Raw genomic sequence first — 26,567 nt, 5'->3', positions numbered from 1 at the left:
TCGGTCAGCTCAGGAGAACAGAGATGTTCTGTAAAGATGACGCGCGCAACCGTTCCGGGGGCGCACGCACAGAAGTGGCGCCCCCACGCATACCCGACAGGAGATGTCGGGTATCGGCGTCACACTCGCCGTATGACAGCGAACTGGGCGGCTTTCCTCGCCGCCGAACCGGCCCTGGCCCGGACCGTCGAGAAACGCTTCGGCGCCTTCACCCACCACGTTCTCGCCACTCTCCGCAAGGACGGCTCCCCGCGTACCACCGGCCTGGAGGTCCGTTTTCTCGACGGTGAGCTGTGGCTCGGCATGATGCCGGACTCGCTCAAGGCCCTCGATCTGAACCGCGACCCGCGCTTCGCGCTCCAGGCCAATCCGGGGCCGGGCACCACGATGGGCGGCGGCGACGTGCGGATCGGCGGGCGGGCGATCGGCGTCGAGGACGGCGCGGCGAAGGCGGCGTACAGCAAAGAGGTGGAACCGCCGGAGCCGTTCCACCTCTTCCGTACCGAGCTGACCGAGGTCGTGCGGACCTATGTGGAGGACGACAAGTACCTCGTCGTCCAGGTCTGGAAGCCCGGTGAAACCCTGCGCACGATCAAGCGCACCTGAGCCCCTTCACCGCGGGGGCCTACTCCCACTCGATGGTGCCCGGCGGCTTCGACGTCACGTCGAGGACGACCCGGTTGACGTCCGCGACCTCGTTGGTGATGCGGGTCGAGATCTTCGCGAGGACGTCGTACGGCAGGCGCGACCAGTCCGCCGTCATGGCGTCCTCGGAGGAGACCGGGCGCAGCACGATCGGGTGGCCGTAGGTGCGGCCGTCGCCCTGGACGCCGACCGAGCGGACGTCCGCGAGCAGGACCACCGGGCACTGCCAGATGTCCCGGTCGAGGCCGGCCAGCGTCAGCTCCTCGCGGGCGATGGCGTCGGCGTCGCGGAGCAGGTCGAGCCGCTCCTTGGTCACCTCGCCGACGATTCGGATGCCGAGGCCGGGGCCCGGGAAGGGCTGGCGCTGGACGATCTCCTCCGGCAGGCCCAGCTCCTGGCCGACCATCCGGACCTCGTCCTTGAACAGCTTGCGCAGCGGCTCGATCAGCTGGAACTCGAGGTCCTCGGGGAGGCCGCCGACGTTGTGGTGGGACTTGATGTTGGCGGTGCCGGTGCCGCCACCGGACTCGACCACGTCCGGGTAGAGCGTGCCCTGCACCAGGAACTCCACCGCCGGACCCTCGTCCGCGATGATCTCCGCCTGGGCCTGCTCGAAGACCCGGATGAACTCGCGGCCGATGATCTTCCGCTTCTCCTCGGGGTCCGAGACACCCTTGAGCGCGGTCAGGAAGCGCTCCTCCGCGTCGACGACGACCAGCTTCACGCCGGTCGCGGCCACGAAGTCCTTCTCGACCTGCTCGGTCTCGCCCTTGCGCATCAGACCGTGGTCGACGTAGACGCAGGTCAGCTGGTCGCCGATGGCACGGGCCACGAGGGCCGCGGCCACCGCGGAGTCGACGCCGCCGGACAGCCCGCAGATGGCGCGCTTGTCGCCGACCTGCTCGCGGATCGCCGCGACCTGCTCCTCGATCACGTTGCCGGTGGTCCAGTCGGGCTTGAGACCCGCGCCCCGGTAGAGGAAGTGCTCCAGGACCTGCTGGCCGTGCGTGGAGTGCATGACCTCGGGGTGGTACTGGACGCCGTAGAGCTTCTTCTCGTCGTTCTCGAAGGCGGCGACCGGGACGACGTCCGTGGAGGCCGTGACGGAGAAGCCCTCGGGGGCCGCGGAGCAGGCGTCGCCGTGCGACATCCACACGTGCTGCTCGGCCGGGGTGCCCTCGAAGAGGGTGGAGGACGACTTCGAGACATGCAGGTCGGTGCGGCCGTACTCGCGGGCGCCGGTGTTGTCCACGGTGCCGCCCAGGCTCTGCGCCATGAGCTGGAAGCCGTAGCACATGCCGAAGACGGGGACGCCGGCCTCGAAGAGCGCGCGGTCGAGGCGGGGGGCACCCTCCTCGTAGACCGACGAGGGGCCGCCGGAGAGGATGATCGCCGCCGGGTTCTTGGCGAGCATCTCCTCGACCGGCATGGTGCTCGGCACGATCTCGCTGTAGACCCGCGCCTCGCGGACGCGACGGGCGATGAGCTGGGCGTACTGCGCGCCGAAGTCGACGACCAGGACGGTGTCGGGGGCGGCGGCGGGGGTCGCTGATGACACGGGGTGCCTTCCGGCGGTTTGGGCGAGGGCTGTGAGACCGATTCTAACGGGGCGCCGCACCGGCCCCTCCCGTCCGGTGGATGGACCCCGGTTGGACAGGATCCGGCGCGCGTGCATACTGCTGCCATGCTCACGCACCCGACCTTCCTCTTTACCTATGGCAACCGGCCCGCCGGCTGCCATGGTCGTGCTGCTTGAGCTACTGACAAGCGACTTCCCAGGCGCCCCGGGCCGACAAGGCCCGGGGCGCCTGTCGTTTTCCGGGTCCTGCCGCTCCGGGGCACCGCATCCGACCCACCCGACGAGGAGCCCCCGACATGACCGCCACCGCAGCTGAGAAGAACGCCTCGGACAAGACCGGTGCCCGTACCTCCGAGGCCGCCGGTGTGATCACCGGTGCGCGGGAGCGCATCGACGCGCTCGACGACCGGATCATCGGTCTGATCCAGGAACGGATGGCCGTGTCCGCCGTCATCCAGGAGGCCCGCATCGCCTCCGGCGGGCGGCGGGTGAACCTGTCCCGCGAGATGGAGGTCCTCGGCCACTACAGCGAGGCCCTCGGCAAGCCCGGTACGTCCCTCGCCATGACGCTGCTCGAACTGTGCCGCGGTCGCATCTGAGTTCGCAGCCCCTTTAACCCGTACGGCGCGTGACCGCCCGGCGAGCCCCTTCGTTGGTGGTGGTGTCCGTGCCAGCCAGGCGCGGGCCCGAAAGAACCACGCGTGGCTTGCTGGAGTGATGAGACGTGCGGGTCGTGCCGAACGTCGTGGGACCTCACTCCAGGGTTGTGGCCGGACGGCAGGGGACAGCAGCCCGGTCACCCAAGTAAACGGTCGGTCCCGGGGACGCCCGGGGCCGACCGGCGGAAAATGCAAAAATGCACAACCCTGGGTCAAACGGTTGCGTACGCCCCGTCCATCCAGCACGATGCGTAGAAAGCCCCCAAGTCCCGCCACGGACAACTGCATTGCCTGCACTTCCGTACCGTCAGAGGTCTTGACCATCCGCGCGCCCCGAATGCGCCGGGGCGGCGACCCAGAGCACACAGGACAAGCGGCGCAACCCCCCGGCGCCGCTCCCAGGCACCGGCGCTGCCCTGACGTCGGTGCTGACGGAGAAGGGCCCCGCGGCCAAGCCCGCGGGGCCCTTCGCACGTCCGTGCACCGGACGGATCTCCGTGCGCCGGTCAGACCCTGGACACCGTGCCGCAGCCCTCCGTGCGGTCGCCGTCGATGCCCTTGCTGCGGTCGTACGGGTCCGTCGTCGGGCCCGTGGGAGGGGCGCCGGTCGCGGTGTCCGACGTGAACCCCGGGTGCAGATAGCCGTCGTAGACGTCACAGGCGGAGTTGCCGACGTCGCGGTCGTAGCGGCGGATGGTGATCTTGCCGGGGGTGACCTTGTAGCGGGCCGGGTCGGACATCTGGATGTCGAGGACGCGGCGCACGATGGTGCGGGTGACCTCCTTCGAGCCGCCGGCGCGGGCGACCGGGTAGACGAAGGTGTAGTCGGCGTGCACGGCGACGGAGGACTGTTCGCCGGCCTTGAAGGTGATGCGGCCGCGGGTCTTGATCACGTCACCGACGAGCCTGATCTCCGCCGGGTCGAAGCGGCTGAACATGGACAGCGGGTCGTGCTTCTCGTCCGGTTTGCTCAAGGCCGTGTCGAGCCGCGTGAGGAGTTCCGTCTGCTGTGGCTCGATCACGCCGAGCGCGGTGGCGGGGCGTTCGCCGCGCAGGGTGGCCGGGTCGAGGTTCGCGTCGACCAGGAGGGTTCTGGTCTGCTGCAGGGCCTTCTCGACCTGGGCCTTGGAGAGCGTGCCGACGGAGGTCGCCTTCGGCAGGACGATGCCCGCCGCGCCGTCGGCCCAGCGCTCGGCCGGGGAGCCCGCGAACGGCCGGGCGAGGGAGGGGGTTTCGGAGTCGGCCGGGGAGGGCGGGGCGGTGGGGGCCGCGGTCTCCGCCGGGAGCGGGGAGGCGGAGGGGCCCTCATGGTCCTTCGCGCCGAAGGGGTCGCCGGGCAGGACCGACGGTTTCACGGCCACGACGGCCACGGCGACGGCGAGCAGGACGCCGAGCACCGGCCAGACGCGGCGGCGCCGTTCGGGGCGGGCCGGACCGGCGCGCCAGCTCTCCGGGCTCTCGCCGCGCGCGTCCTGCTGCCGCAGCCGCTCGGTGACCATGCGGGCGCGGGCGGAGGGCTCCTTGGGGGCAGCGGCGAGCCCCGCCTCGGTGTCCTTGAGGAACTTGTCCCACACGTCGTCGGGTACGGACGGCTCCTCGCCGGAACCGGAACTCCGCTCTGGGGACGGTCTGTCGGCCACGACGCGAACGCCTTTCTGTCAGGGCTCTTCGGGGTTCTCAGGGGCTCATCGAGGTTGCTCGTCGGCGGATGTCATGTGCATCGCCTGTCGAGCAGCAGAGCGTACGTGACCCGGCCTGCCTGAAGAATGGCGGCTTCGTGAACTGCCGCCTGCCGGGAGCGAGTGACGTAGGCCACATAAGAATTCGGTTAATGCCCGTGCAACCATTCACAGGCTTCACGGATCCAACCATGCGAACCAAGGGCCACACCCGCGCCCCACACGCGGAGCCCTCCCATTGGACTGGACTCCCTTGAGGTTGTCATGAAGCTTCGCCGTGCCATGGGCGTCGCGGCCGCCACCGCGGTCCTCGCTCCCCTCGCGCTGCTGTCCGCGCCCGCCGCCTTCGCGGACGAGACGCCGGCCGCAGGCGCCACCGAGACCGTGTCCGAGACCCCCACCGAGACGCCGAGCGACACGGCTTCGGCGACGCCGACGGACACCGGACTGCCGACCGACACGGCCACCCCGAGCGCCACGGCGTCCAGCTCGACGCCGACCGCGAGCGCCTCCGCGAGCGAGTCGGGCGAGCCCACCTCCTCCACCTCGGCCGAGCCGAGCGAGGACCCCTCGGACCCGGACGTCCCCTTCTGCGAGGACGTCGACAAGAACTACGAGGGCGCCAAGGTCTCCGCGGCCATCAAGGGCCTGCCGGGCAAGATCGTCGCGGGCGACGGGTTCCACAACTTCAAGCTGACCGTCACCAACGACGCGGAGACCACCGTGGAGGGCGTCGCCTTCTACGCCGAGGTGGAGAACTACGAGCTCGACGAGTCGAAGTACCTGAGCCCGTACGTCGACCTGGAGTTCAAGAACCCCGAGACCGGCTCCTGGGACCGCATCGGTTCCGACGACTGGGCGGGTGACTACTTCTTCTACGTCCAGGAGCTGAAGGCCGGTCAGAGCGAGACGGTCTCCCTGCGCGTCAGCATCGACGCCAAGGCCCCGGCCGGCGACGCCTACTCCTTCGGTTCCGGTGCCTACCTCGACAACGTCGAGGGACAGGACTGCATCGCCGAGGGCTGGGCACAGTACGACTTCGAGGTGCTGAAGGCCGGTTCGGCCAACACCGACCCGGGCTCCGCCACCCCGAGCGACAAGGGCGGCAAGGGCTCGGTGAAGAAGCCGCAGGGCCAGATCTCCGACCTGCCGACCGGCAACCTCGCCGAGACCGGTTCCAGCTCCGCCCTGCCGGTGATCGGCCTGGTCGGCGGTGTCGCCGTCGTCGCGGGTGCCGGTGCGGTGTTCGCGGTGCGTCGCCGCCGGGCCGGCGCGGCCTCGTAGCAACAGCTCACCGCAAGGAAAAGAAGGACCCGCACTCGGAGGGGGGTGCGGGTCCTTCGCTGTGCCTGGGCGGCTACTTCTTCGGCGGCACCGCGGGCATTCCCAGGAACGGCAGCTTCAGCGCGCCGAAGGCGTCCGCCGGGACCGCGGGGGCCTTCGGTTCCACCGGCTTCAGACGTTCGTACGCCGCTCCCTGGGCCGGACGCGGGTCCTCCTCGCCCTTGTTGGGCCAGTACGACATCGCCCGCTCGGCCTGGGCGGTGATGGTGAGGGACGGGTTCACGCCCAGGTTGGCCGAGACCGCCGCGCCGTCCACCACCGAGATGCCGGGGTGGCCGTAGAGGCGGTGGTACGGGTCGATCACGCCGGTCTCGCGCGAGCTGCCGATCGGGCAGCCGCCGAGGAAGTGGGCGGTGAGGGGGGTGCCCATGAGTTCGCCGACGTTCGAGCCCGCGAAGCCGTTGATGTCGGCGGCGATGGCCGAGGCGGCCTCCGAAGCGGCCCTGATCTGCTTGGGGTTGGGGGCGCCGTGGCCCTGGCGGGCGGTGAGCAGGCCCTTGCCGACGCCGTCCGGCTTGAGGTACGTCGTCAGGGAGTTGTCCAGCGACTGCATCACCAGGCCGATGATGGTCTTCTCCGACCAGCGGCGGTTGGACAGGGAGCGCAGCACGAGGACAGGGTGGCGGGCCGCGTTCGCGAGCCAGCCCATGACCCTCGACGAGCCTTCCGCGTACGGCACCTGGAGGATGGACAGACCGCCCATCGAGTTGGAGCCCTTGCCGTAGCGGACCGGCTCGATGTGGGTGTTCTCGTCCGGGTGGATGGACGAGGTGATGGCGACGCCCTGGGTGAAGTCGACCTTCGGTCGGCCGGTCGCCTTGCGGTAGCGGCGGTTGTCCGTCTGCGCACCGACCAGCGCCTCGGAGTTCGTACGGGTCAGCTCACCCAACTTGTCGGAGACGTACGGGAGTTGACCGCCCGCCTTCATGCGGTGCAGCAGGGTCTGGGTGCCGTAGGTGCCGGCGGCCAGGACCACCTGGCGGGCCTTGAAGGTGCGGCCCTTCGACGACCTGCGGCGGTCGTCGGTCGGGAGGGTCGCCACCGCGTAGCCGCCCCGCGAGTCGTCCGTGACGGACACGACCGTCGTCATCGGGTGCACGACCGCGCCCGCCTTCTCGGCGAGGTACAGGTAGTTCTCGTTGAGGGTGTTCTTCGCGCCGTGCCGGCAGCCGGTCATGCACTCGCCGCACTCGGTGCAGGCCTTGCGGGCCGGGCCCGCGCCGCCGAAGTAGGGGTCGTCGACCTGCCCGCCGGGTGCCGCCTTCGACTTGCCCTCGGCGTCTTTCCCGTCGCCGAAGAAGACTCCGACGGGGGCCATGTGGAAGGTGTCGCCGACGCCCATCCGCTCGGCGGCGGCCTTCAGATGGACGTCGGACGGGGTCATCGTCGGGTTCAGCCGTACGCCGAGCATGCGCTGGGCCTGGTCGTAGTACGGCTTCAGCTCCTCCTGCCAGTCCGTGATGTCACGCCACTGGGGGTCGTCGAAGAACGGCTTCGGCGGTACGTAGAGGGTGTTGGCGTAGTTGAGGGAGCCGCCGCCGACGCCCGCGCCGGCCAGGACCATGACATTGCCCAGCAGGTGGATGCGCTGGATGCCGTACATGCCGAGTTTCGGCGCCCAGAGGTAGTTCTTGAGGTCCCAGGAGTTCTTGGGGAGGGACTCCCGGGTGAAGCGGCGGCCGGCCTCCAGGACACCTACGCGGTAGCCCTTCTCCGTCAGGCGCAGGGCGGTCACCGAGCCGCCGAAGCCGGAGCCGACGACGATGACGTCGTAGTCGTAGGTGTCCTGTGACACGTGCTCTCCTCGTTGAGAACGGGCGTTGCTACTTGAAGCGCAGGGCCTTCATCAGTCGCAGGCTGCGGCTCATGAACTGCGCGTACTTCTCGTCGTCCATGCCCAGTGAGGGGGCCATCGGCAGGAGCCGCTGCTGGGCGACCGTCTGGGCCTCCGTGTACTTGAGGATGCCCTCGGAGCCGTGGCGGCGGCCGAGGCCGGAGTCCTTCATGCCTCCCATGGGGGACTGGACGCTGCCGTAGGCGGGGGCGTAGCCCTCGTTGACGTTCACGGTGCCCGTGCGCAGGCGGGAGGCGACCTCGCGGCCGCGGCTGCCGTTCCTCGTCCAGACCGAGGAGTTCAGGCCGTACGGCGTGGAGTTGGCGTGCTCGATCGCCTCCTCGTCGGTCTTGAAGCGGTAGATCGAGACGACCGGGCCGAAGGTCTCCTCGGTGCAGACCGACATCGGCTCGGTCACGCCGTCGAGGATGGTCGGCTCGAAGAAGTACGGGCCGATGTCGGGGCGGGCGACACCGCCGGCGACGACCTTCGCGCCCTTCGCCACGGCCTCCTCGACATGGCGGGTGACGGTCTCCAGCTGGCGTTCGCCGACCAGGGAGCCCATGTCGGCGCCGTACGCGAGGGAGGTGCCGAGGCGCATGGCCCTGGTGCGGGTGGCGAAGCGCTCCAGGAAGGTGTCCGCGATCGACTCGTGGACGTACAACCGCTCGATGGAGATGCACAGTTGGCCGGCGGAGGAGAAGCAGGCGCGGACCGCGCCCGCGGCCGCCTTCTCGATGTCGGCGTCCTCCAGGACCAGCATGGCGTTCTTGCCGCCGAGTTCGAGGGAGACGCCGACCAGGCGGGCGGCGGCGCCCTGGGCGACCTCGCGGCCGGTGCGGGTGGAGCCGGTGAAGGAGACGTAGTCGGCGTGCTTGACGACCTCGGGGCCGACGACCGGGCCCTCGCCGAGGACGACCTGGAAGACATCGGCGGGCAGCCCGGCCTCGATGAGCAGGTCGCGGGCCCACAGGGCGGTCAGGCAGGTCTCGGTGTCCGGCTTCATGACGACCGCGTTGCCCGCCACGAAGGCCGGGAGCGCGTCGCCGACCGAGAGTTCCAGGGGGTAGTTCCAGGGAGCGATCTGGCCGACCACACCGCGCGGGTGGCGCAGCTCGGTGACCTTCGTCAGCGTCGGCATGGCACCCGCGTGCCGCTTCGGCTTCAGATACGCGGCGGCCCTGCGGCCGTAGTGACGGGACGCGACCGCGACGGCCTGGACCTCCTCGTGGGCGTGCAGCCGGGCCTTGCCGGTCTCCAGCTGGATCAGGTCGAGGACCTCCGCCTGGCGGGCGAGGATCAGGTCGTGGAAGCGGAGCAGGACGGCCGCGCGCTGCCGGACCGGTGTCCGCGCCCAGACCGCCTGGGCCGCGCGGGCCGCGTCGAAGGCCTTGGCGACGTCCTCGGGCGTGGATTCCGGCAGGTCGGCCAGCTTCTCGCCGGTGAACGGCGTGTGGTTGGCGGTGCGCCCGGAGCCGACCACGCCCTTGGTGAGCTGGGCGATCAGCTCGGGGGTGACCACGTCGGCGGCGGTACGGGCGCCTTCGGGGGCGGGGGCGAGAGGGTTCGTGCCGGTCTTGGCCTCGGCATGCGCTTCCGTCATGAGGCGCAGGGTATGACGGCGCGGAGCCTTTGGGTACCCGTCGGTAACGCGGCTTCACGGAGTACACACACGCCGCCAGTGCTCACTGGCAAGGTTTGCGCTGATCAGGCGTTGTGCGGGGACGGCGGGGACTGGTTCAGCCCCTTCCGATCTCGAGACGGTCACGTGCGCCCTTGAAGAGGGCCGTGCCCTTCTTCTCGGCCGGGGTGCCCTTGGGCATGTCCACGCGCAGTTCGTACATGCGCCCGTCGTCGGTGCGGATCGTCAGCTGCATCACCCGGGCCGGGCGACCGTCCAGGCCGAAGGTGGTGTCGACCTGGACGGCCTCGTAGCCGTGGAAGGTGGTGCGGGTGTACTGGGTGCGCGCGTCCCCGCTGTAGGTGTTCCAGTCGAGGTGGTCCTGCTGCGCCTGGGCCATCGGGGAGCGGGGTGCCCTGTCCCACTGGGTGAGGCGGAGGGTGACGTTGGAGTCGGGCGTGTCGTACACCACGAGACGGGGTGGGCGCGTGGCGCTGCCCTGCCTGGCGGACTCCCGGTAGCGGCCCGGCAGGGTCAGCACGGCCTTCATGCCCTGCTCCCGGTGCGCGGTCCAGGCGGAGGCACCGGCGCTGGGGGTCAGCCCGTCGGCCGGAGTCTCGGTGAGGGTGGCGGTCCGTTCGGTGGCGCCTCCGCTCTCGGTCTCGACGAAGTAGGGAGCGCCGAGCCAGGCGCCGCCGACGAGCAGGGCGGCGAGCGCGGCAAGCGAGGTGCGGCGGCGCAGGAGGGTGCGCTTGGGGGCCGGGTCCGGCTGGGGGACGCTCGCGGTCGCGGGTTCGGCGGGCGGCTCGGGGTCGGACCGGTGGGGCTCGGACCGCTCGGATGCCGGGCGGGGCCCTGAGGCGGGTGCGGTGTCGGATTCCGGTACGGCCACGGGGGACGCCCCCAGTCGTACGGTCCCCCTGTCGTCGGCGAACTCCCGCAACCCCGCCGTGCCCTGGGCCGCCGCCGCACCGGCCTCGACCTGCGGCACCGGCCAGCCCTCCGCCACCGCCTCCAGGACCGCGCCGGTCTCCTTGGCACCGGGCCGCTGCTCCGGGTCCTTCACGAGGAGCCAGGTGATCAGCGGGCCGAGCGGACCGGCCTGTTTCGGCTCGGGCGCCTCGGAGGCGATGACCGCGGCGAGGGTGGACTCCACCGTCGTACGCCGGAACGGGGAGACTCCCTCCACGGCCGCGTACAGCAGCACGCCCAGCGACCACAGGTCGGAGGCGGGACCGGCGCCCCGGCCCGACATGCGCTCGGGCGCGACGAACTCCAGGGAGCCGACGAACTCGCCGCTGACGGTGAGGGATTCCTCTCCCTGGACGTGGGCGATGCCGAAGTCGGTGAGGACGACACGGCCGTGGGCGCCGAGCAGGACGTTGGCGGGCTTGACGTCCCGGTGCACGATGCCGACGGCGTGCGCCGCGTCCAGGGCGCCGAGGACGGCGAGGCCGATACGGGCGGCTTCCGAGGCCTCGACCGGGCCGCGCCGGAGGACTTCGTGGAGGGACTCGCCGCGGATCAACTCCATGACGATCCAGGGCAGTCCGTCCTCCTCGACCACGACGTCATGGATGGAGACGGCGGCCGGGTGGTCGACACGGGCGGCGGCGCGGGCCTCGCGGTAGAGACGGTGGGCGGCCCGCCGGCGGTGCTCGTCCTCCGGGTCTCCGGGCAGCCTCGGCTGCTTGACGGCGACGTCCCGCTCCACGAGTTCGTCGTACGCCTGCCAGACGGTGCCCATGCCGCCGGAGCCGATGCGCTCGGTCAGCCGGTAGCGCCCGCCGAGCAGCCGACCTTCGCGCGTTCGTTCGCCGCCTGCACTCATGCCCCATGAGTACCTTGCGGAACGGGGACTTGTCGACGCGGCGCCCGTGTTACGGAGTCCAGGGGGCGAAGGCGAGCGTGTCGCCCCGCCGCCGCACCTCCACGGCCCCCGATCCACCGAAGTGGGCGGGGATCAGCAACTCGCCTTCGTCCACCGCCCGTTCGAGTACCCGGCGGCGGCTGGTGGCCGCCCGCCCGGGGTCCAGGCAGAAGCAGCTGCTGCACTCGGGGTGCAGGATCTGGACCGGGCTGTGCAGCAAGTCACCGACGAATACGGCCCGTTCACCGCGCGAGGCGAGGCGCAGGACGGACGAGCCGGGGGTGTGGCCGGGGGCGGACTCCAGGGTGAGGTGCTCGTCGATGCGGTGCTCGCCGTCCCACAGCAGGGCCTGACCGGACTTGTGCACGGGCGCGATGCTGTCCTCGTAGGTCAGCCGGTCGTCCGGGCGTACGCCGCCGCCGTATCCGCCGTCGGGGCCGAAGTGGTGGTCGTCGGCGGCCGGGAGGAGATAGGCGGCGTTCGGGAAGGCGGGGATCCACTCGCCCTCCACGTCATGGGTGTTCCAGCCGACATGGTCGCCGTGGATATGGGTGTTGACGACGAGGTCGACGTCCTCAGGCCGCACTCCGGCCTGTGCCAGGCGGTCCGGGAAGTCGCCCTGCCGCTGGTGGAAGAGGGCGTTGCCGGGCCGCTCACGGCCGTTGCCCACGCCGGTGTCGACGAGGACGGTGCGGCCGGCGCTGCGGATCACCCAGGTCTGCAGCGCGACCACGGCACGGTCGCTGCCGGGCTCCCAGTGGTCCGGGACGAGCGCCTCCCGGTTGCCCTGCCACACCTCGGGGCCGACCCCCGGAACCAGGTCGCGGACCGGGGCATAGGGCGCCCGCCACTCGACCACCCGGAGCACCTCGACGTCGCCGATCATGAAACTCTGCGCGTTCCCGTCATGTTCATCAGCCATGCCATGAACACTAGAAGCGCTGCGGTGAGCATTCCAATGCCCGCTGTGCTCATTCGGATACGCTTGCGTCTCATGGACGTGGTGAGTGACGCGATCTCCGCCGTTCGCATCGGGCAGCCCTCCTCGAACCGGCTGCGGGTCGCCGGCACCTGGTGCACGCGGCTCGCCCCGTACGAGGGCGCCGGGTTCCACGTGGTCCTCGCGGGTGGCTGCTGGCTGCTGCCCGACGGGGGCGGCGAGCCGGTGACGCTGGGCGCGGGGGACGTCGTACTGCTGCCGCACGGGGCGGGGCATGTGCTGGCCGACGCGCCGGGCGACACGACGCGGGCCGTGCCGTTCGAGGAGATGAGAGAGCCGGCCGGAGCGCCGGGCGGGCGGGAGGTGGAGTTGCTGTGCGGCAAGTACCGCCTCGACCGCAGCCGGGTGCACCCGCTGCTGGCGGAGCTGCCGCAGGTCGTCCATCTGCCGAACCGGGTCGGCTCCCATCCCGAACTGCGCGCTGCCGTGGACCTGTTGGCCCGCGAGCTCGACGAGCGCCGCCCGGGATCCTGTCTGGCCCTGCCGAGCCTGCTCGACCTGCTGCTGATCTACCTGGTGCGGGCGTGGACGACGGAGGCGGACTCGGCGACCGGTACCTGGCCGGCCGTGCTCAGCGACCCGGTGACCACGGCCGCCCTGCGCGCCCTGCACTCGGACCCGGCCGCCCCCTGGACCAACGACCGACTGGCCGCCGAGGCGGGCGTGTCCCGGGCGACGCTGGCCCGCCGGTTCACCGCCCTGGTCGGCCGCCCGCCCATGGCGTATCTGACCTGGTGGCGGCTGACCCGCACGGCCACCCTGCTGCGTGACACCGACGCCCCGCTGGCCTCGGTGGCCCGGGAGGCGGGATACAGCAGCCCGTACGCCCTGTCGCACGCGTTCAGCAGGGAGTTCGGGGTGACGCCGGGGAGGTACCGGGCCCAGGTGCGACGCTGACGGCGGGTCAGAGCTTGTCGATGGCGAGATTGGCGATCGCGGCCTGCGCCACCTCGCGTCCGCGCGCGGTGAAGTCGCCCTCGCCCGGGTAGCCGACGATCAGTTTGTACAGGTCGCCGACCGAGGACTTGTAGTAGAAGATCCGCACTTCGCGCGGGAGCGGGTGCTGACTGTCGTCGGTCTTGTAGACCACCGTGTTCTCGGCGGACGGTTTGTTCTCGTACGTCGTCACCCTGGTCTTCGTCCTCGGGCCGGCGGGCATGTTCAGCTCGTAGGCGCCGCTCTGCTTGAACGCGCCGTTGTCGTCGTACATCTGGGCGGCCGCGGAGTCCTTGATGGTGCCGCCGGTGTCCTCGGACTTCTTCTGGAGGCTCAGGGTGATCCCGATCGCCCCGCTCGGGTCGCTGTACGTGACCCAGTGGTTCTTGTCGGTCTTCCGGTCGGGCACCTGGCGCTGGTAGCCGTCCGGTACCGCCAGCGTCGCGGCCACGTCGTTCTCGTGGTGGGTCTTCCAGCCGTCGGGCAGCGGGCCCGCGAAGGGACGCGCGATCACCAGGTACGCCGCCAGGGCCGCCGCGAGGACACCCGCGCCGGCGCCGATCCAGGCCTTGCGCCCGAACCGGAACCCTCGGGTGACGATCCGTACGGGCTGTGTGGGGGGCGCGGGAGCCGGCGGGTTCGCGGCCTGTTCCAGCAGCGCCCGGACCCGTGCCGCGTTCGGACGTCTCGCCGGGTCCTTCTGCAGCAGGCCCGTGATCAGCTCGGCCAGCGCTCCCGACGCCGAGGCGGGCGGTGCCGGCGTGGCGTTGAGGACCGACTGGAGCGTGGCCGGCGTGTTGCTGCGACGGAAGGGGGACACGCCCTCCGTCGCCGCGTAGAGGACGACACCGAGGGACCAGAGGTCGGAGGCCGGGCCGGGACGCTGGCCCAACACCCGTTCCGGGGCGGTGAATTCGGGCGAGCCGACGAAGCCGCCCGTGTCCGTCAGGCTGGTCTCGCCCTCGATCTGGGCGATGCCGAAGTCGGTCAGGACGACGCGGTCGTGGCGGCCGAGGAGCACGTTGTCCGGCTTGACGTCGCGGTGCAGGATGCCCGCCGCGTGCGCGGCCTCCAACGCGCCGAGCACCTCCAGGCCGATCCTGGCGGCCTCGCGGGCGTCCAGCGTGCCCTCCTGCAGGGCGCTGCCGAGCGAACGGCCCTGGACCAGCTCCATCACGATCCACGGCCGGCCGTCGACGACCGCCACATCGTGGACGCTGACCACCGCCGGGTGGTCGAGACGGGCCGCGGCGCGGGCCTCGCGACGCATCCGCTCGTAGGCGTTGGCGCGTTCACGCTCGGGAAGATGGTCCGGGACGCGGGGCTCCTTGACGGCGACCTCGCGGTCGACCACCTCGTCCTTGGCCCGCCACACCGTGCCCATGCCGCCGTGCCCCAGCTTGGCCAGCAGCCGGTAACGGCCCGCGACGAGACGCCCGGCGCCGGGCTCCGGCTGCCGGGGTCGGGGAGGTTGCAGAACATAACTCGTCGTGTCGTCGGGCTCGTGGCCGACTCCCCCGCTGCTGCTCATGGACCATCCATATCGCGCCAGACGCCCACGCATCCAGGGTTGGCGCATTCCGGTCACACACCCGTGACGTGTCCCCGAGGAATACCCGGACCCGCGCCTCACCCGGCCACGAACGTGTCCACCGCGACGTCGAAGTACTCCTTGGCCTCCCGCACCTTGCCGACCGGCGCCGACACCCACACGTCGTACATCCGGCCGCCCTCCTCCCAGCACAGGTCGTAGGTGTGCCGGGGGCCCTCGGCCGCGCTGAAGCCGTTCCAGGTGAACTCCCAGAGGGCGGCGGGGTGTCCGTGCTGGGTGGTCGAGGTGACCCGGCCGTCGTGGTAGCCGGGGTTGGTGTCGGAGCCCTGGGCGGCGGCGCGCCGCATCACCGCCAGCGGACCGCCCGTCCCGGGGCCGGTGGCCTTGATGCCGAGGCGGAAGGTCTCCCCCGGTGACAGGTAGAAGACCCGCTCGCCCTGCGGTGAGCGCGTGAAGTCCTCCGGTACGGCGAGGGAGAAGCCGGCCGGGTCCTCGGCGACGCGGTAGCCCGAGGGGGCGGAGGGGCGGGTCGCGGCGACGGGCGACTTGGACGACGAGCGCGAGGGGCTCGGCGTGGCGGAGGTGACGGACGGCGACGCGCTCACCGAGGTCCGCGGCGCCGGACTCGTCGGCGTACCACCCCCTTCGCCGCCCCGGTTCATGAGCAGTGCCGCCGCCGAGACCCCCGCCCCCGCCATCGCGGCGACCAGCAGCGCGGCCACCAGCACGCCCCGGGTGGAGTGCCTGGTCTCCACGGTGGGTGACGGCGTCGGTGACGGCGTGGGCAGGGGCGCGGGCGGGCGGGGCAGGTCCTGTTCGGTCGGTGTGTAGCCCTGGGGCAGGGCCGGGGTGCGGCCGGTGTCCCGGTAGGCGCGCAGCATCTCCTCGGCCCGCGCGGCGCCCAGCCGGCGGTCGGGATCGCGCTCCAGCAGGCCCAGGACGACGGGGAGGAGCGGCTCGGCCTGCGCGGGCGGCCGTATCTCGTCGAACACGACCGCATGCAGGATGCCGCCGAGCGAGTCGCGCCGGAAGGGGGACTCGCCGCTCAGCGCGGTGCACAGCAGTGCGCCCAGCGACCACAGGTCGGACTCGGGGCCGGTCCTGGCCCCGGACATCCGCTCCGGCGCCGTGTACTCGGGTGAGCCGACGAAGGAGCCGGTCTCGGTGAGCGTGGTGGCGCCCGCGACCTGGGCGATGCCGAAGTCGGTGAGGACGACCCGGTCCGTGCCGGATTCGAGCAGGACGTTGGCGGGCTTGATGTCGCGGTGCAGCACCCCGGCCTCGTGCGCCGTGCGCAGGGCGCTGAGCAGGGCGGCGCCGATCCGGGCGGCCTCGGCGGGGGCGAGCGGCCCGCGCTGGGAGATGCGGTCGGCGAGGGAGCCGCCGTCGATCAGCTCCATGACGATGTAGGGACGTTCGCCGTACTCGACGACATCGTGGACGACGATGATGTGCGGGTGGCGCAGCTGTGCCACCGCCCGGGCCTCGCGCAGGGTGCGGTCGCGCTGCCGCCTGGTCTCCTCCGCGGAGAGCGTCTCGTCGAGGTCGAGGGGGAGCTCCTTGACCGCCACCTGCCTGCCGAGCAGCTCGTCGGTCGCCCGCCACACCACGCCCATGCCACCGCGCCCGAGTCTCGCCTCAAGCCGGTAACGGCCCGCTATGACACGGACGCCTTCCCCCTCGGTCCCCATGCGCCCCATCATGCCGCACCGGACGGATGTGCTCCGCTGCGGCGATTCGGCCAACCCCCGTCCGGCCCAACGATTACGGGGAGGTGGTTTCCTGCCAGCCCTGCAGGACCCACTTGAACTGCTTGCTCGTCCTGGCCCAGTCGGCCGCGGGCGAGGAGATGTAGATCGCGTACTCGGTGCCGTCCCCGGACATGTACGTCTCCTCGACGGCGCGGCGCGGACCGGGGAAGGGCACCTCCGGCTGCCCCTTCAACGCGGTCCAGGTGTACTCCCAGACGGAACCGGTCCGGTCGCGGTAGATGTTGGCTTCCAGCCGTACGCGGTGATAGTCGGCGAAGCGGTGCTCCAGCGTCTGCTCCAGGTTCAACTGGTGGGAGCGGGCGTCCTTGAAGTCCGGGGCGGTGTCCTTGGCGATGCGGACGAAGTGCTTGCCGTTGTCGGGCGTGTAGTCGACCTGCCTGAGCTCGCCCGGGACGCCGACGACCTTCCGGCTCCAGCCCTTGGGCAGGTAGACGGTGAAGCCCCAGGGGTCGTGGTACGGCCGCCACGTGGCGGGAACGTTGCCGTTGGCGTTCGGGCTGGGAGAGCTCGTGGGCGTCGGGCCCTGTGTCGTGGAGCCGCCCGCTGCGGCGCTCGGCGGCTGCCTGTCCCACGACTGGAAGGCCACGGCCACGCCTCCGCCGACGATCGCCGCGAGGGCGATCGAGAGGATGACGGTACGCAGACGGCGGCGTTTCGGCGCGGCGCCGCTGGTCGTCCGGTGCTCCGGGCCCATTCCGGTCGGCCCGACCGATGTCGGCCCGGTCATCGGCGGGTACGGCGTGGCGGAACCCGGCTGCGGCCCCGTGCCGGAGCCGGTGTGCGGCCCCGTGGCGGCGGTCCCGGTCTCGTAGCGGGAGCTCGTGTGCTGCGTCGGCACATACGCCTGCGCCGCGTGCGACCGCCGGCCCTCCGCCGCCTCGGCGAGCATCTGCTCGGCCTCCGCCGCGGACGGCCGTGCGGCGGGATCCTTGTGCAGCAGTGCGGACAGGACGGGCCCGAGCGGACCGGCGTGCTGCGGGTCCGCCGCGTTCTCCTCCACGACCGCCTGCATGGTGGACAGCGGCGAGGTGCGGCGGAACGGCGAGCGGCCCTCCACCGCCGTGTACAGCGTGGCGCCGAGCGCCCACAGGTCGGAGGAGGGGCCCGGATCGTGGCCGCGGACCCGCTCGGGGGCGAGGTAGTCGACGGAGCCGACGACCTCTCCGGTGCGGGTGATCGTCGTATCGCCCTCGATCTGGGCGATGCCGAAGTCGGTGAGCAGGACGCGGCCGTCATGGCCGATGAGCACGTTGCCGGGCTTCACATCGCGGTGCAGCACTCCGGCGGCGTGCGCGGCGCTCAGCGCGCGCAGCACCCACAGTCCGATGCGCGCGGACTCGGCGGGCTCGATCCGCCCCCGCTCCTTGACCGCGTCGGCCAGCGAGTAGCCCTCGACGAGCTCCATCACGATCCACGGGCGGCCGTCGTGTTCCAGCACGTCGTGCACGGTGACCACGGCGGAGTGGTTGATGCGCGCGGCGGCGCGCGCCTCCGCCCGGGTGCGCGCGAGGAGCCGCTCCTGTTCGCTCTCGGACACATAGAGCGCGGCGGTCAACTCCTTGATGGCGACAGCACGGTGCAGCACCTCGTCGTGTGCGCGCCACACGCGGCCCATGCCGCCGCTGCCGATCGAGTCGGCGAGCCGGTAGCGGCCCGCGACAAGCTGGCCCTGCATCTGATTCACGTTGCCCCGCAATGCTCTTGACAGGGTCAGACTAAGGACCGGTCCGTCAACAGGGAACAACGGGGGTCCCAAGGAGACCGCACTGTGACGGTTGTCGCGTCGGGGCCTGACCAGCAACCGTTTTCAATTCACGGACCGTTCGCAGACGGGGTCAGCCGGTCACCTGATACGTGGCCGACGCCTGCTCGTACAGCTTCGTCACCTCGTCCCGCTGCGACTCGGGACCGCGTACCTGCACGATGTGGTACCGCCCGTCGATGAGCATCGCGAGGTTGCGCACATACAGGTCGTTGCCGCCGGCGTCGGTCCAGGTGAACTGTCCCTCGGCCATGGTGCGGGTCCCCACCGTGACGGTGCGCAGCCCGGTCGCGGTGGCCCAGCTGGAGCTGCGGTACGGCTGCAACTCGTGCTCCGTGTCCCGCTGGTACGCCATCGGGTCGCTGCCGTAGGTGACCGCGCCGTCGCGTCCCTTCACGACGATGAGCTCGAAGGCGCCGTGCGAGTACACCACCTGGTTCCAGCTGTTCTTTCCGGCCCGCGACCAGCCCTTGGCCACGGCGATGTGGAAGCCCTCCGGGTCCTTGCGCAGCGTGAAACCGTCGGCGACGGCGGGCCCGCTGGTCTGGCTCTCCGTCGCGGTCGCCGAATTCGAGGGACTGTCCTCGGACTTGGGCGAGGTCTGGTCGGGGCGCGGCTGGCTGCTCGCGCCCTTGTCCGACTGCTCGGGGGCGGGGCTGACCTCCCCCGCACTGCCGGTACGGTCGCTGCCCGCCGCGTGCTTCTCCCCGGCCTTCGGCATGAAGAGCACGGCGTACGCGACCGCCGCAGCCAGCAGGAGCAGGATCAGCACCAGCAGGGTGCGGCCGAGGCTGCGCGGTGAACGCGCCTGCTCCTTGGCCCGCTTGTGCCGTCCGTGCGCGCTGGTCGCGGGCAGTCCGGCGCGCCGCCTGCGCACCAGCTCGCCCCGCCGCCGTACGACGGGCAGCCGACTGGCGTCGGCGGGCGGCGCGGCGACGACATGCGCACCGGCGTCGGGCTCGGGCGCGGACCGCACGAGGGAGCGCAGCCAGCCCCTGAGCTCCTCGAAGTCCAGCCGCTCGGTCGGGTCCTGACGCAGCAGCGACTCCACGACCGGCCGCAGCGGACCGCACTCCTCCGCGAAGGCGGGCGGCTCGGCGCACACCATCTGCACCAGCTCGGCCGTCGACTCCTCCGGATACGGCGCATGCCCCTGTACGGCCCTGAAGAGCAGCGCCCCGAGCGCCCACAGGTCGGTGGCGGGTCCGATGGGCGCCGCCAGCTGCCAGTTCTCGTGCACGGGCCCGGCCTGCTCCGGTGCCCACCGCTCCGTCACGGGCCCCACCACGGCCATCCGGGCCTGCCGGGCCCGCTCGGCGGCGAGCGGGGTGGCGGGGCCCCGCGGGGCGGGGGTGCCGGCCACGAGGTCGTCCCAGCGGCTGGGGGGCGCGGCGCCCATGGGGGGAGCCTTGTCCAGGCGGGGGGCGGGAACGCCGGAGGTCGCGGGCGCACCGGTGCCGTGTTGCGCCGCGTAGGTGGCGCCGTTGCCGTAGGGGCTTGCGCCGGCGTGGGAGCCGCCGTCGCCCGGCGGGAGTGCCGTACGACCGCCCCGGCCCGCGAGACCGGCCGCTTCGCCGCCCTCGACGGCCGGTGCCCCACCGGCTCCGCTCCGGGGCGCGGCCCCGTGCCAGGCGCTCACGCCGTACGGGTCGGCTATCTGCCCCGGAGGGGTCGTGGTGCGCGGCGAGGTCTCGACGCCGTCGCCGGAAGTGTGGACCTGTGCCGAGCCGTTGGCCTGCGGGGCGCCGCCCTCGGGCGCGGAACGGGCACCGGGCAGCGCCGCCCGCCCGCTCTGCTGCGCCTCCTGAACCCTGGCCGCGGCCCGGGCGCCCGCCCGGTACGCGGCGATCGCCCCGGCCCGCGCGGCCCGGATGTCCCCGCCGCTCTCCAGGGCCTTGGGTGCGAGCGCACCCGGCGCCGCCCCCGCCCCGTTCGCCGTGTCCGGCCCGGCGCTCGGCAGCCCCCCGGCCGTACGCGCCCGGATGGCGGCACGCCGAGCGGCCTCGGGGTCGCCGCCCCCGGGGCCGCCTTGGGTGCCCTGGAATCCACTGGGGCCCTGGTCGCCCGGCAGACCGGGTCCGCCCTGCCCGCCCGGCTGTCCCGGGGAACCGCCCGGGGGTCCGAAACCGCCGTCCCCGTCATCCTCCGGAGCCGGCACCGGGTCGTACCCGCACAGCGCCTCCTCCGCGGCCCCGACCGCGAGCCCGGTCAGCATCACCCGGCCGTCGTCGCAGACCAGCACCGTACGGGCCGTGATGTTCCGGTGCACCCAGCCATGGGCGTGCAGCACACGCAGCGCCATGAGGACGTCGGAGGCCACCTCGGCCGCCCGGTACGGAGTGAGCGGCTTCTCGGCGAGCAGCGCCGCGAGCGGCCGCGCCGACACCAGCTCGCTGACGATCCACAGCGAACCGCCCTCGGCGAACACGTCGAAGACCTGGTCGAGCCGCGGATGGTCGGGGATCCGCGCCGCGGCCTGCGCGGCCTCGACCGCGCGCCGTACCGCCGGGTCGGTGGGGCGCCGCACCCCGGTGCGCGCCGCTGACCGTCCGCTCCCGCGCTGACGCGGGTCACGCGCCGTGAAACCGTCCGGCAGACCCTCCGCGTCGAGCACCTCCGCCTCGACGACTTCGGGCAACGGCACCTGCCTGACCAGGACTTCCTGACCGCTGTAGGTGTCGAAGGCGCGGGTGTCGGTGAGTTCGTACTCGTCGGCGGGTGGCAGCGGCAGGCGGTAGCGGTCGGCGAGAACCCGTCCCGCATAGTCGTCCACGTTGCCTCCCCCGGCCGCCCGGTTGGTCAATTCCGTTCGCCTTGCGCCCCGTTCCGCACCCATACCTGGATGCGTACGGTCCGCAAACACTCACGATACGTGCCGGAGGCAAGCCGCAATGATTGGATGCCAGATCTCACGGCTCAAACACGGGTTCGGTCACCTCACGACTTGGGTTCGAACGTCCCCGCGAGGGTCTGCCAGGTGCCCTTACGCAGGTCACTGCCCCAGTTCGCGGCTTTCGCCGTGTACATCAGCGCATATCCGAGATGGTCGTTGACGACGAATCCGCGGTCGATCGTCCGGTACTCCGTCCCGCTCTCCGTATAGGTGAACTCCCAGTCGGCCGCGTTCCAGCCGCGGTAGTCCACCTGCTCTATCCGGATCTTCCGGTACTGGGAGCGCGTCATGTAGCGCTCCTGGTTCTTCCAGTCGGCCACCGGGTCGTCCTTGGGCGTGGACGTCCAGGCGACGAGCAGCTTCTGCCCGTCGGGGCCGGTGAACCGGTCCCCGGCGGAACTCGCCGACTGGTACTTCCACCCCTTGGGCAGCCCTATCGAATACCCCTGGCCCCCCGTGTACTTCGACTGCACCGCGCCGCCGCCCCCGGACGACCCACCCGCTCCCCCGCTGCCGCCGGCGGACGCGGTCGGAGTGTTGCTGGGGGTGCTGCCGTCCGCCGACGCCGACCCGGACTGCGAGTGGTCTCCGCCCGCACGGGTGCCGCCGCTCGTGTCCTTTTTGGGGCGGGCCCCGGCGGACGCACTGGCCACGGACTTCCCGCCGCTGTTCTTACTGCCGTCCGAGCTCTTGTCGTCGCCGCCGAGCACGATGGCCAGCACGGTCCCGACCACGGCGAGCACGACCACCACCGCGATGATCACCAGGGTCCGCTTCGGCACCACGTCGGTGAGCGGCGCCCTCGGCACGGGCCGCGGCGGCAGATCCGGCGGCGGCACGACCGGCCACCCCGAACTGCGCCCGCCGGCCTGCGCATTCGCCCCCTGCGTCCCGCTCTCCCGGCCCACGGAAGCCGCACCGGCCGACGAGGCCGAGGCGCCCGTAGCCGCCGATGAACCCGAACCGGCAGCGGCACCGGAAGGCGCCTCGGCTCCCGAAGCCGCCGACGAGGCCGAGGACTCCACCGGAGCCGAGGGCGACGCGGCGGACCGTGGGGCCGGAGGCACCGCGGGCATCGGAGTCGTCGCAGCGGGAGGGGCCAAAGGAGCAGCAGGTGCCTTCGCAGCCGGAGAACCGGCCGCCCCCGGGGCCCCGGGGGACTTGGCGCCCCCGGACCCTGAACCGCGCGTGTCGTTCCCCGGCTTGCCGCGGGTCGCAGCCGCCGAACCGGCCGCCGCTCCCGCGGCCACGGCTGCCTTCCGCACGGAACGCAGCGCCCCGCGCAGCTTCTCCGCCGCCTCCTCGCCCCTCCTGCCGCCGGAGCCGCCCGAACTCCCCTTGCCCTTGGGCGCGTCGGGCTGCACCGGCAACGGCACGACCCGCGTCGCGTCCAACGGCGGTTCCGGCTCGGCCTCCTTCGGCTCCGGTGCGTGGATCACCCGGTTGAGCATCGCCCGCGCGCCCGCGTCGTCGAGCCGCTTGGCGGGGTCCTTGGTCAGCAGCCCGTAGATGACGTCCTTCAGCGGCCCCGCGTTCTTCGGCTCCTCCATCGGCTCGGTCATCACCGCGGTGAGGGTGGCGATCGCGGAACCCTTGTCGTACGGCGGCACGCCCTCGACCGCCGCGTAGAGCAGCCCGCCGAGCGACCACAGGTCCGCCGCGGGGCCCGGCTTGTGCCCGCGGGCCCGCTCCGGGGAGATGTAGGAGGGCGCGCCGACGAGCATGCCGGTCGAGGTGATGGACGGGTCGCCCTCGACCTGGGCGATACCGAAGTCGGTGAGTACGACCCGGCCGGTGTCGGACTCCAGCAGGACGTTGGACGGCTTCACGTCACGGTGCAGGATGCCCTCGCGGTGCGCCGAGCGCAGCACGTCGAGGATGGCGAGCCCGACCTCCGCGGCCCGCTTCGGCTCCAGCAGGCCGTCCTCCCGGATGACCTCGGCGAGCGACTTGCCCTCGACGAGCTCCATCACGATCCACGGCCGGTCGTCCTCCTCGACCACGTCGAAGACCGTCACCGCGCTGTTGTTGCGGATCCGTGCGATCGCCTTGGCCTCGCGCAGGGTCCGCGTGATCAGCCGCCGTTTCTCGTCCTCGTCGATGTTCGACGGGAACCGCAGCTCCTTGACGGCGACCGTCCGGCCCAGGGTCTCGTCCTCGGCGCGCCACACCGTGCCCATGCCGCCGCGGCCGAGCACCCTCCCCAGCCGGTACCGCCCTGCGAGAAGACGCTCGCTGTTGTCCTGACGAGTGTCCTGACGAGATGTCCCCGCCCGCTCCGCCTCCGACATGCGTCCCCTCATGCAACCCGCCCTGACAGAGCCTCCATTGTCCCTCACCCGACAAGTGCCCGACGCCCAGGGTGCCCGTGGCACGTTACGAGGAGCCCGTGCACCCGCGACCCCGCCGGACCGCGCGCCGCGCCGCCGTGGATGATGGGCCGCGACAAGGGAGGACCCAGCGATGCCGCCGCTCAGGACGCTACTGGCCGCGCCCATGTCGCTGGTGCTCCTCGCCCTGTCCCCACCCTCGCCCTCGGCCCCCACGGCACCGGCCGCGGACAGGCTCCTGCCCCAGCTGGCCGCGCAGGGCAGAGCTCCGGCCGCAGCCCTCCTGGCCCGCGACGACTCCGGCACCCGCTACGCGCGGGCCGGCCACGGCATCGCCCGTGCCGACCACTTCCGCGCCGGCAGCATCACGAAGACCTTCATCGCGACGGTCGTCCTGCAACTCGCGGCGGAACACCGGCTGTCCCTGTCCGACACCGTCGAGCAGCATCTGCCCGGCCTGGTGCGCGGAGCAGGAAACGACGGCCGCAGGATCACCCTGCGCGCCCTGCTCACCCACACCAGCGGGCTGAACGACTTCACCGCCGACACCGGAGGCCTGGTTCCCCTCTCCCCTCGTCAAGCCGTACGCATCGCTCTCACCCACCCCCCGGCCGACCCCGGCCGCTACTCGTACTCGAACACCAACTACGTGCTGCTCGGCATGGTCATCCAGCAGGTCACCGGCCACTCGTACGCCACCGAGGCCGAGCGCCGCATCATCGCTCCACTGGATCTGACGGGCACCTCCTTCCCCGGCTCCCGCACCTCTCTGCCCTCCCCGCACGGCCGCGCCTACGCCACCGACGGAACCGACGTCACCGAACTCGACCCGCGGGTGGCCGGGGCCGCGGGCGAGCTGGTGACCACGCTCGCCGACCTGGACCGCTTCTACACGGCCCTGCTGGGCGGCGAACTGCTGCCCTCGCGCCGGCTGCGCGAGATGCGCGACACCCGCACCGCACACGGCCTGTACGGCATGGGCCTGATTCCCGAGAAGCTGCCGTGCGGCATCACGGTGTGGGGACACAACGGACGCATCACCGGCAGCTACGTGCGCACCGCAGCCACCGTCGACGGCCGGCATGTCCTCACCTTCCGCGTGAACACGACGGCGATCGCAGATCCCGGCCTCGAGCCGGCCCTGCTCGCCGCCGAGTTCTGCCCTCGCACTCCGTAGAACGGCCGGGTTCCGAACGAAGATCCCGGATCCCGCCACTCGTTCGAGTGATCTGCGGACGCCCGCATGCCCGGACTCCCGGACTCCCGGCCTCCTACAACGGCACGATGTCCGGCGCCCCCAACCGCGCCGCGTCCGCCGTCAGGTCGTCCGGCTGCCGCTGCGACTCCCGCTCGGCCTCCACCCGCTTCTCGTAGTGCTCGATCTCGCGCTCGATCTGGTCCTTGTCCCAGCCCAGCACCGGTGCCATGAGCTCGGCCGCCTCCCGTGCGCTGCGCGCCCCCCGGTCGAAGGTCTCGATGGAGATGCGGGTGCGCCGGGTCAGCACGTCGTCCAGGTGCCGGGCGCCCTCGTGCGAGGCGGCGTACACGACCTCGGCGCGCAGATAGTCGTCGGCGGCCTGCAACGGCTCCCCGAGGGAGGCGTCGCCGACGACGAGGTCGAGGACCTCCTCCGCCATCGACCCGTACCGGTTCAGCAGATGCTCCACGCGCACCACATGAAGACCCGTCCGCGCCGCGATCCGCGCCCGCGCGTTCCACAGCGCCCGGTAGCCCTCGGCCCCCAGCAGCGGCACGTCCTCCGTGACGCACTCGGCGACCCGCAGGTCGAGGCCGTGGACCGCCTCGTCCACCGCGTCCTTGGCCATCACCCGGTACGTCGTGTACTTGCCGCCCGCCACCACGACAAGGCCGGGCGCGGGATGCGCCACGGTGTGCTCGCGCGACAGCTTGCTGGTGGCCTCCGACTCGCCGGCCAGCAGCGGACGCAGCCCCGCGTACACGCCCTGCACGTCGTCCCGCGTCAGCGGCACCGCGAGGACCGAGTTCACATGCTCCAGGAGGTAGTCGATGTCCGCGCTGGACGCGGCCGGGTGCGCCTTGTCGAGGTCCCAGTCGGTGTCCGTGGTGCCGACGATCCAGTGCCGGCCCCAGGGGATGACGAACAGCACGGACTTCTCGGTGCGCAGGATCAGCCCCGACGAGGAGCTGATGCGGTCCTTCGGTACGACCAGGTGGATGCCCTTGGACGCCCGCACGTGGAACTGGCCGCGCTCGCCCACCATGGCCTGGGTGTCGTCGGTCCACACACCGGTCGCGTTGACGATCTGCTTGGCGCGGACCTCGTACTCGCCGCCCGCCTCTACGTCCTGCACGCGCGCCCCGACGACCCGTTCCCCCTCCCGCAGGAAGCCCGTCACCCGCGCGCGGTTGGCGGCCCTCGCGCCGTACGCCACCGCCGTGCGCACCAGGGTGGCCACATAACGGGCGTCGTCCACCTGGGCGTCGTAGTACTGCAGGGCCCCGACCAGCGCGTCCTTCTTCAAGGCGGGTGCCACGCGCAGGGCGTGGCGGCGGGTCAGATGACGGTGCACGGGCAGGCCGCGGCCGTGTCCGCGGGCCATCGACATCGCGTCGTAGAGCGCGACGCCCGAACCGGCGTACAGGCGCTCCCAGCCCTTGTGCTGCAGCGGGTACAGGAACGGCACCGGCTTCACCAGATGCGGGGCCAGCCGCTCCAGCAGCAGGCCGCGCTCCTTCAGTGCCTCCCGTACGAGCGCGAAGTCGAGCATCTCCAGATAGCGCAGTCCGCCGTGGATCAGCTTGCTGGACCTGCTGGAGGTGCCCGACGCCCAGTCACGCGCCTCGACCAGGCCGGTGGACAGTCCGCGTGTCACGGCGTCCAGGGCGGTCCCCGCACCGACCACGCCGCCGCCCACCACCAGTACGTCCAGCTCGCGCTCGGCCATTCCCGCCAGTGACTCGGCTCGCTGCGCCGGCCCCAGTGTCGCTGTCCTCACCGCTGCCTCCCGCTATCGGTAGCGTCGGCCGCACCCGTCGGGCGAAGCCCGGTTCTCATCCCCCATGCCCAAATTCTGACCGGCTTGCCCGGCTTCAGCCACCAGTCGCCCCC

The 26,567-nt window shown here is 71.9% G+C and carries 17 protein-coding genes; 5 read left to right on the top strand and 12 right to left on the bottom strand.

Annotated features, from left to right (window positions below):
* Positions 1-132: 132 nt before the first annotated feature.
* A complete protein-coding gene (locus tag ACWC1K_RS10450; protein ID WP_450830109.1) occupies positions 133-606 on the top strand; it encodes a pyridoxamine 5'-phosphate oxidase family protein in 474 nt (157 codons plus the stop codon).
* Between the two features lie 19 nt (positions 607-625).
* Here ACWC1K_RS10450 and guaA read toward each other — a convergent pair whose 3' ends face one another.
* On the bottom strand, positions 626-2,203 hold the full coding sequence (gene guaA, locus ACWC1K_RS10445) for a glutamine-hydrolyzing GMP synthase (protein ID WP_450830107.1): 1,578 nt from the start codon (positions 2,201-2,203) through the stop codon (positions 626-628).
* 317 nt (positions 2,204-2,520) lie between these two features.
* Here guaA and ACWC1K_RS10440 point away from each other — a divergent pair, with 317 nt between their 5' ends.
* Positions 2,521-2,823 carry a chorismate mutase gene (locus ACWC1K_RS10440; RefSeq protein WP_450830105.1) on the top strand — a complete coding sequence of 101 codons (303 nt, stop codon included), beginning with the start codon at positions 2,521-2,523 and terminating at the stop codon, positions 2,821-2,823.
* Positions 2,824-3,389: 566 nt separating this feature from the next.
* Here the strand turns inward: ACWC1K_RS10440 and ACWC1K_RS10435 are convergent.
* On the bottom strand, positions 3,390-4,523 hold the full coding sequence (locus ACWC1K_RS10435) for a hypothetical protein (RefSeq protein WP_450830103.1): 1,134 nt from the start codon (positions 4,521-4,523) through the stop codon (positions 3,390-3,392).
* Positions 4,524-4,826: 303 nt separating this feature from the next.
* Between ACWC1K_RS10435 and ACWC1K_RS10430 the strand changes: the two genes are divergently transcribed.
* Positions 4,827-5,846, top strand: coding sequence for an LAETG motif-containing sortase-dependent surface protein (locus ACWC1K_RS10430; RefSeq protein ID WP_450830101.1), 1,020 nt, complete (start codon positions 4,827-4,829; stop codon positions 5,844-5,846).
* Between the two features lie 73 nt (positions 5,847-5,919).
* Here the strand turns inward: ACWC1K_RS10430 and ACWC1K_RS10425 are convergent, their stop codons facing one another.
* The 4 genes from ACWC1K_RS10425 to ACWC1K_RS10410 all read right to left on the bottom strand — a co-directional run bounded on the left by ACWC1K_RS10425 (position 5,920) and on the right by ACWC1K_RS10410 (position 12,153).
* Positions 5,920-7,701: a GMC family oxidoreductase N-terminal domain-containing protein gene (locus ACWC1K_RS10425; RefSeq protein ID WP_450830099.1), complete on the bottom strand. Its 1,782-nt coding sequence runs from the start codon at positions 7,699-7,701 to the stop codon at positions 5,920-5,922.
* Positions 7,702-7,729: 28 nt separating this feature from the next.
* The gene (locus tag ACWC1K_RS10420) at positions 7,730-9,343 is read right to left on the bottom strand and encodes a succinic semialdehyde dehydrogenase (RefSeq protein WP_450830097.1); all 1,614 of its coding nucleotides are present in this window, start codon (positions 9,341-9,343) and stop codon (positions 7,730-7,732) included.
* 136 nt (positions 9,344-9,479) lie between these two features.
* Complete coding sequence (locus ACWC1K_RS10415) at positions 9,480-11,192, bottom strand: protein kinase domain-containing protein (protein WP_450830095.1); 1,713 nt, start codon at positions 11,190-11,192, stop codon at positions 9,480-9,482.
* A 49-nt stretch (positions 11,193-11,241) separates the two neighbouring features.
* On the bottom strand, positions 11,242-12,153 hold the full coding sequence (locus tag ACWC1K_RS10410; protein ID WP_450830093.1) for an MBL fold metallo-hydrolase: 912 nt from the start codon (positions 12,151-12,153) through the stop codon (positions 11,242-11,244).
* 72 nt (positions 12,154-12,225) lie between these two features.
* Between ACWC1K_RS10410 and ACWC1K_RS10405 the strand changes: the two genes are divergently transcribed.
* On the top strand, positions 12,226-13,128 hold the full coding sequence (locus tag ACWC1K_RS10405) for an AraC family transcriptional regulator (RefSeq protein WP_450830091.1): 903 nt from the start codon (positions 12,226-12,228) through the stop codon (positions 13,126-13,128).
* 7 nt (positions 13,129-13,135) lie between these two features.
* On the opposite strand, the gene ACWC1K_RS10400 is transcribed toward ACWC1K_RS10405, so the two are convergent.
* From ACWC1K_RS10400 to ACWC1K_RS10380, 5 genes are all read right to left on the bottom strand, one after another.
* Complete coding sequence (locus ACWC1K_RS10400; RefSeq protein WP_450830089.1) at positions 13,136-14,698, bottom strand: serine/threonine-protein kinase; 1,563 nt, start codon at positions 14,696-14,698, stop codon at positions 13,136-13,138.
* Between the two features lie 98 nt (positions 14,699-14,796).
* Positions 14,797-16,410 (bottom strand): serine/threonine-protein kinase, encoded by a 1,614-nt coding sequence (locus ACWC1K_RS10395; RefSeq protein ID WP_450830087.1) that lies wholly within the window; start codon positions 16,408-16,410, stop codon positions 14,797-14,799.
* Positions 16,411-16,483: 73 nt separating this feature from the next.
* Entirely contained in the window at positions 16,484-18,166 is a 1,683-nt protein-coding gene (locus ACWC1K_RS10390) for a protein kinase domain-containing protein (RefSeq protein ID WP_450830085.1), read from the bottom strand.
* A gap of 160 nt (positions 18,167-18,326) precedes the next feature.
* Positions 18,327-21,026: a protein kinase gene (locus ACWC1K_RS10385; RefSeq protein WP_450830083.1), complete on the bottom strand. Its 2,700-nt coding sequence runs from the start codon at positions 21,024-21,026 to the stop codon at positions 18,327-18,329.
* A 164-nt stretch (positions 21,027-21,190) separates the two neighbouring features.
* Positions 21,191-23,437, bottom strand: a complete 2,247-nt coding sequence (locus tag ACWC1K_RS10380) for a serine/threonine-protein kinase (protein ID WP_450830355.1) — start codon at positions 23,435-23,437, stop codon at positions 21,191-21,193.
* A 172-nt stretch (positions 23,438-23,609) separates the two neighbouring features.
* Between ACWC1K_RS10380 and ACWC1K_RS10375 the strand changes: the two genes are divergently transcribed.
* Entirely contained in the window at positions 23,610-24,653 is a 1,044-nt protein-coding gene (locus ACWC1K_RS10375) for a serine hydrolase domain-containing protein (protein ID WP_450830081.1), read from the top strand.
* Between the two features lie 94 nt (positions 24,654-24,747).
* On the opposite strand, the gene ACWC1K_RS10370 is transcribed toward ACWC1K_RS10375, so the two are convergent.
* On the bottom strand, positions 24,748-26,454 hold the full coding sequence (locus ACWC1K_RS10370; RefSeq protein WP_450830079.1) for a glycerol-3-phosphate dehydrogenase/oxidase: 1,707 nt from the start codon (positions 26,452-26,454) through the stop codon (positions 24,748-24,750).
* Between the last annotated feature and the right edge of the window lie 113 nt (positions 26,455-26,567).

The sequence above is a fragment of the Streptomyces sp. NPDC001492 genome (assembly GCF_053597275.1).
Note: the sequence above shows the minus strand (reverse complement) of the source record. Positions and strands in the feature narration are given on the sequence as shown.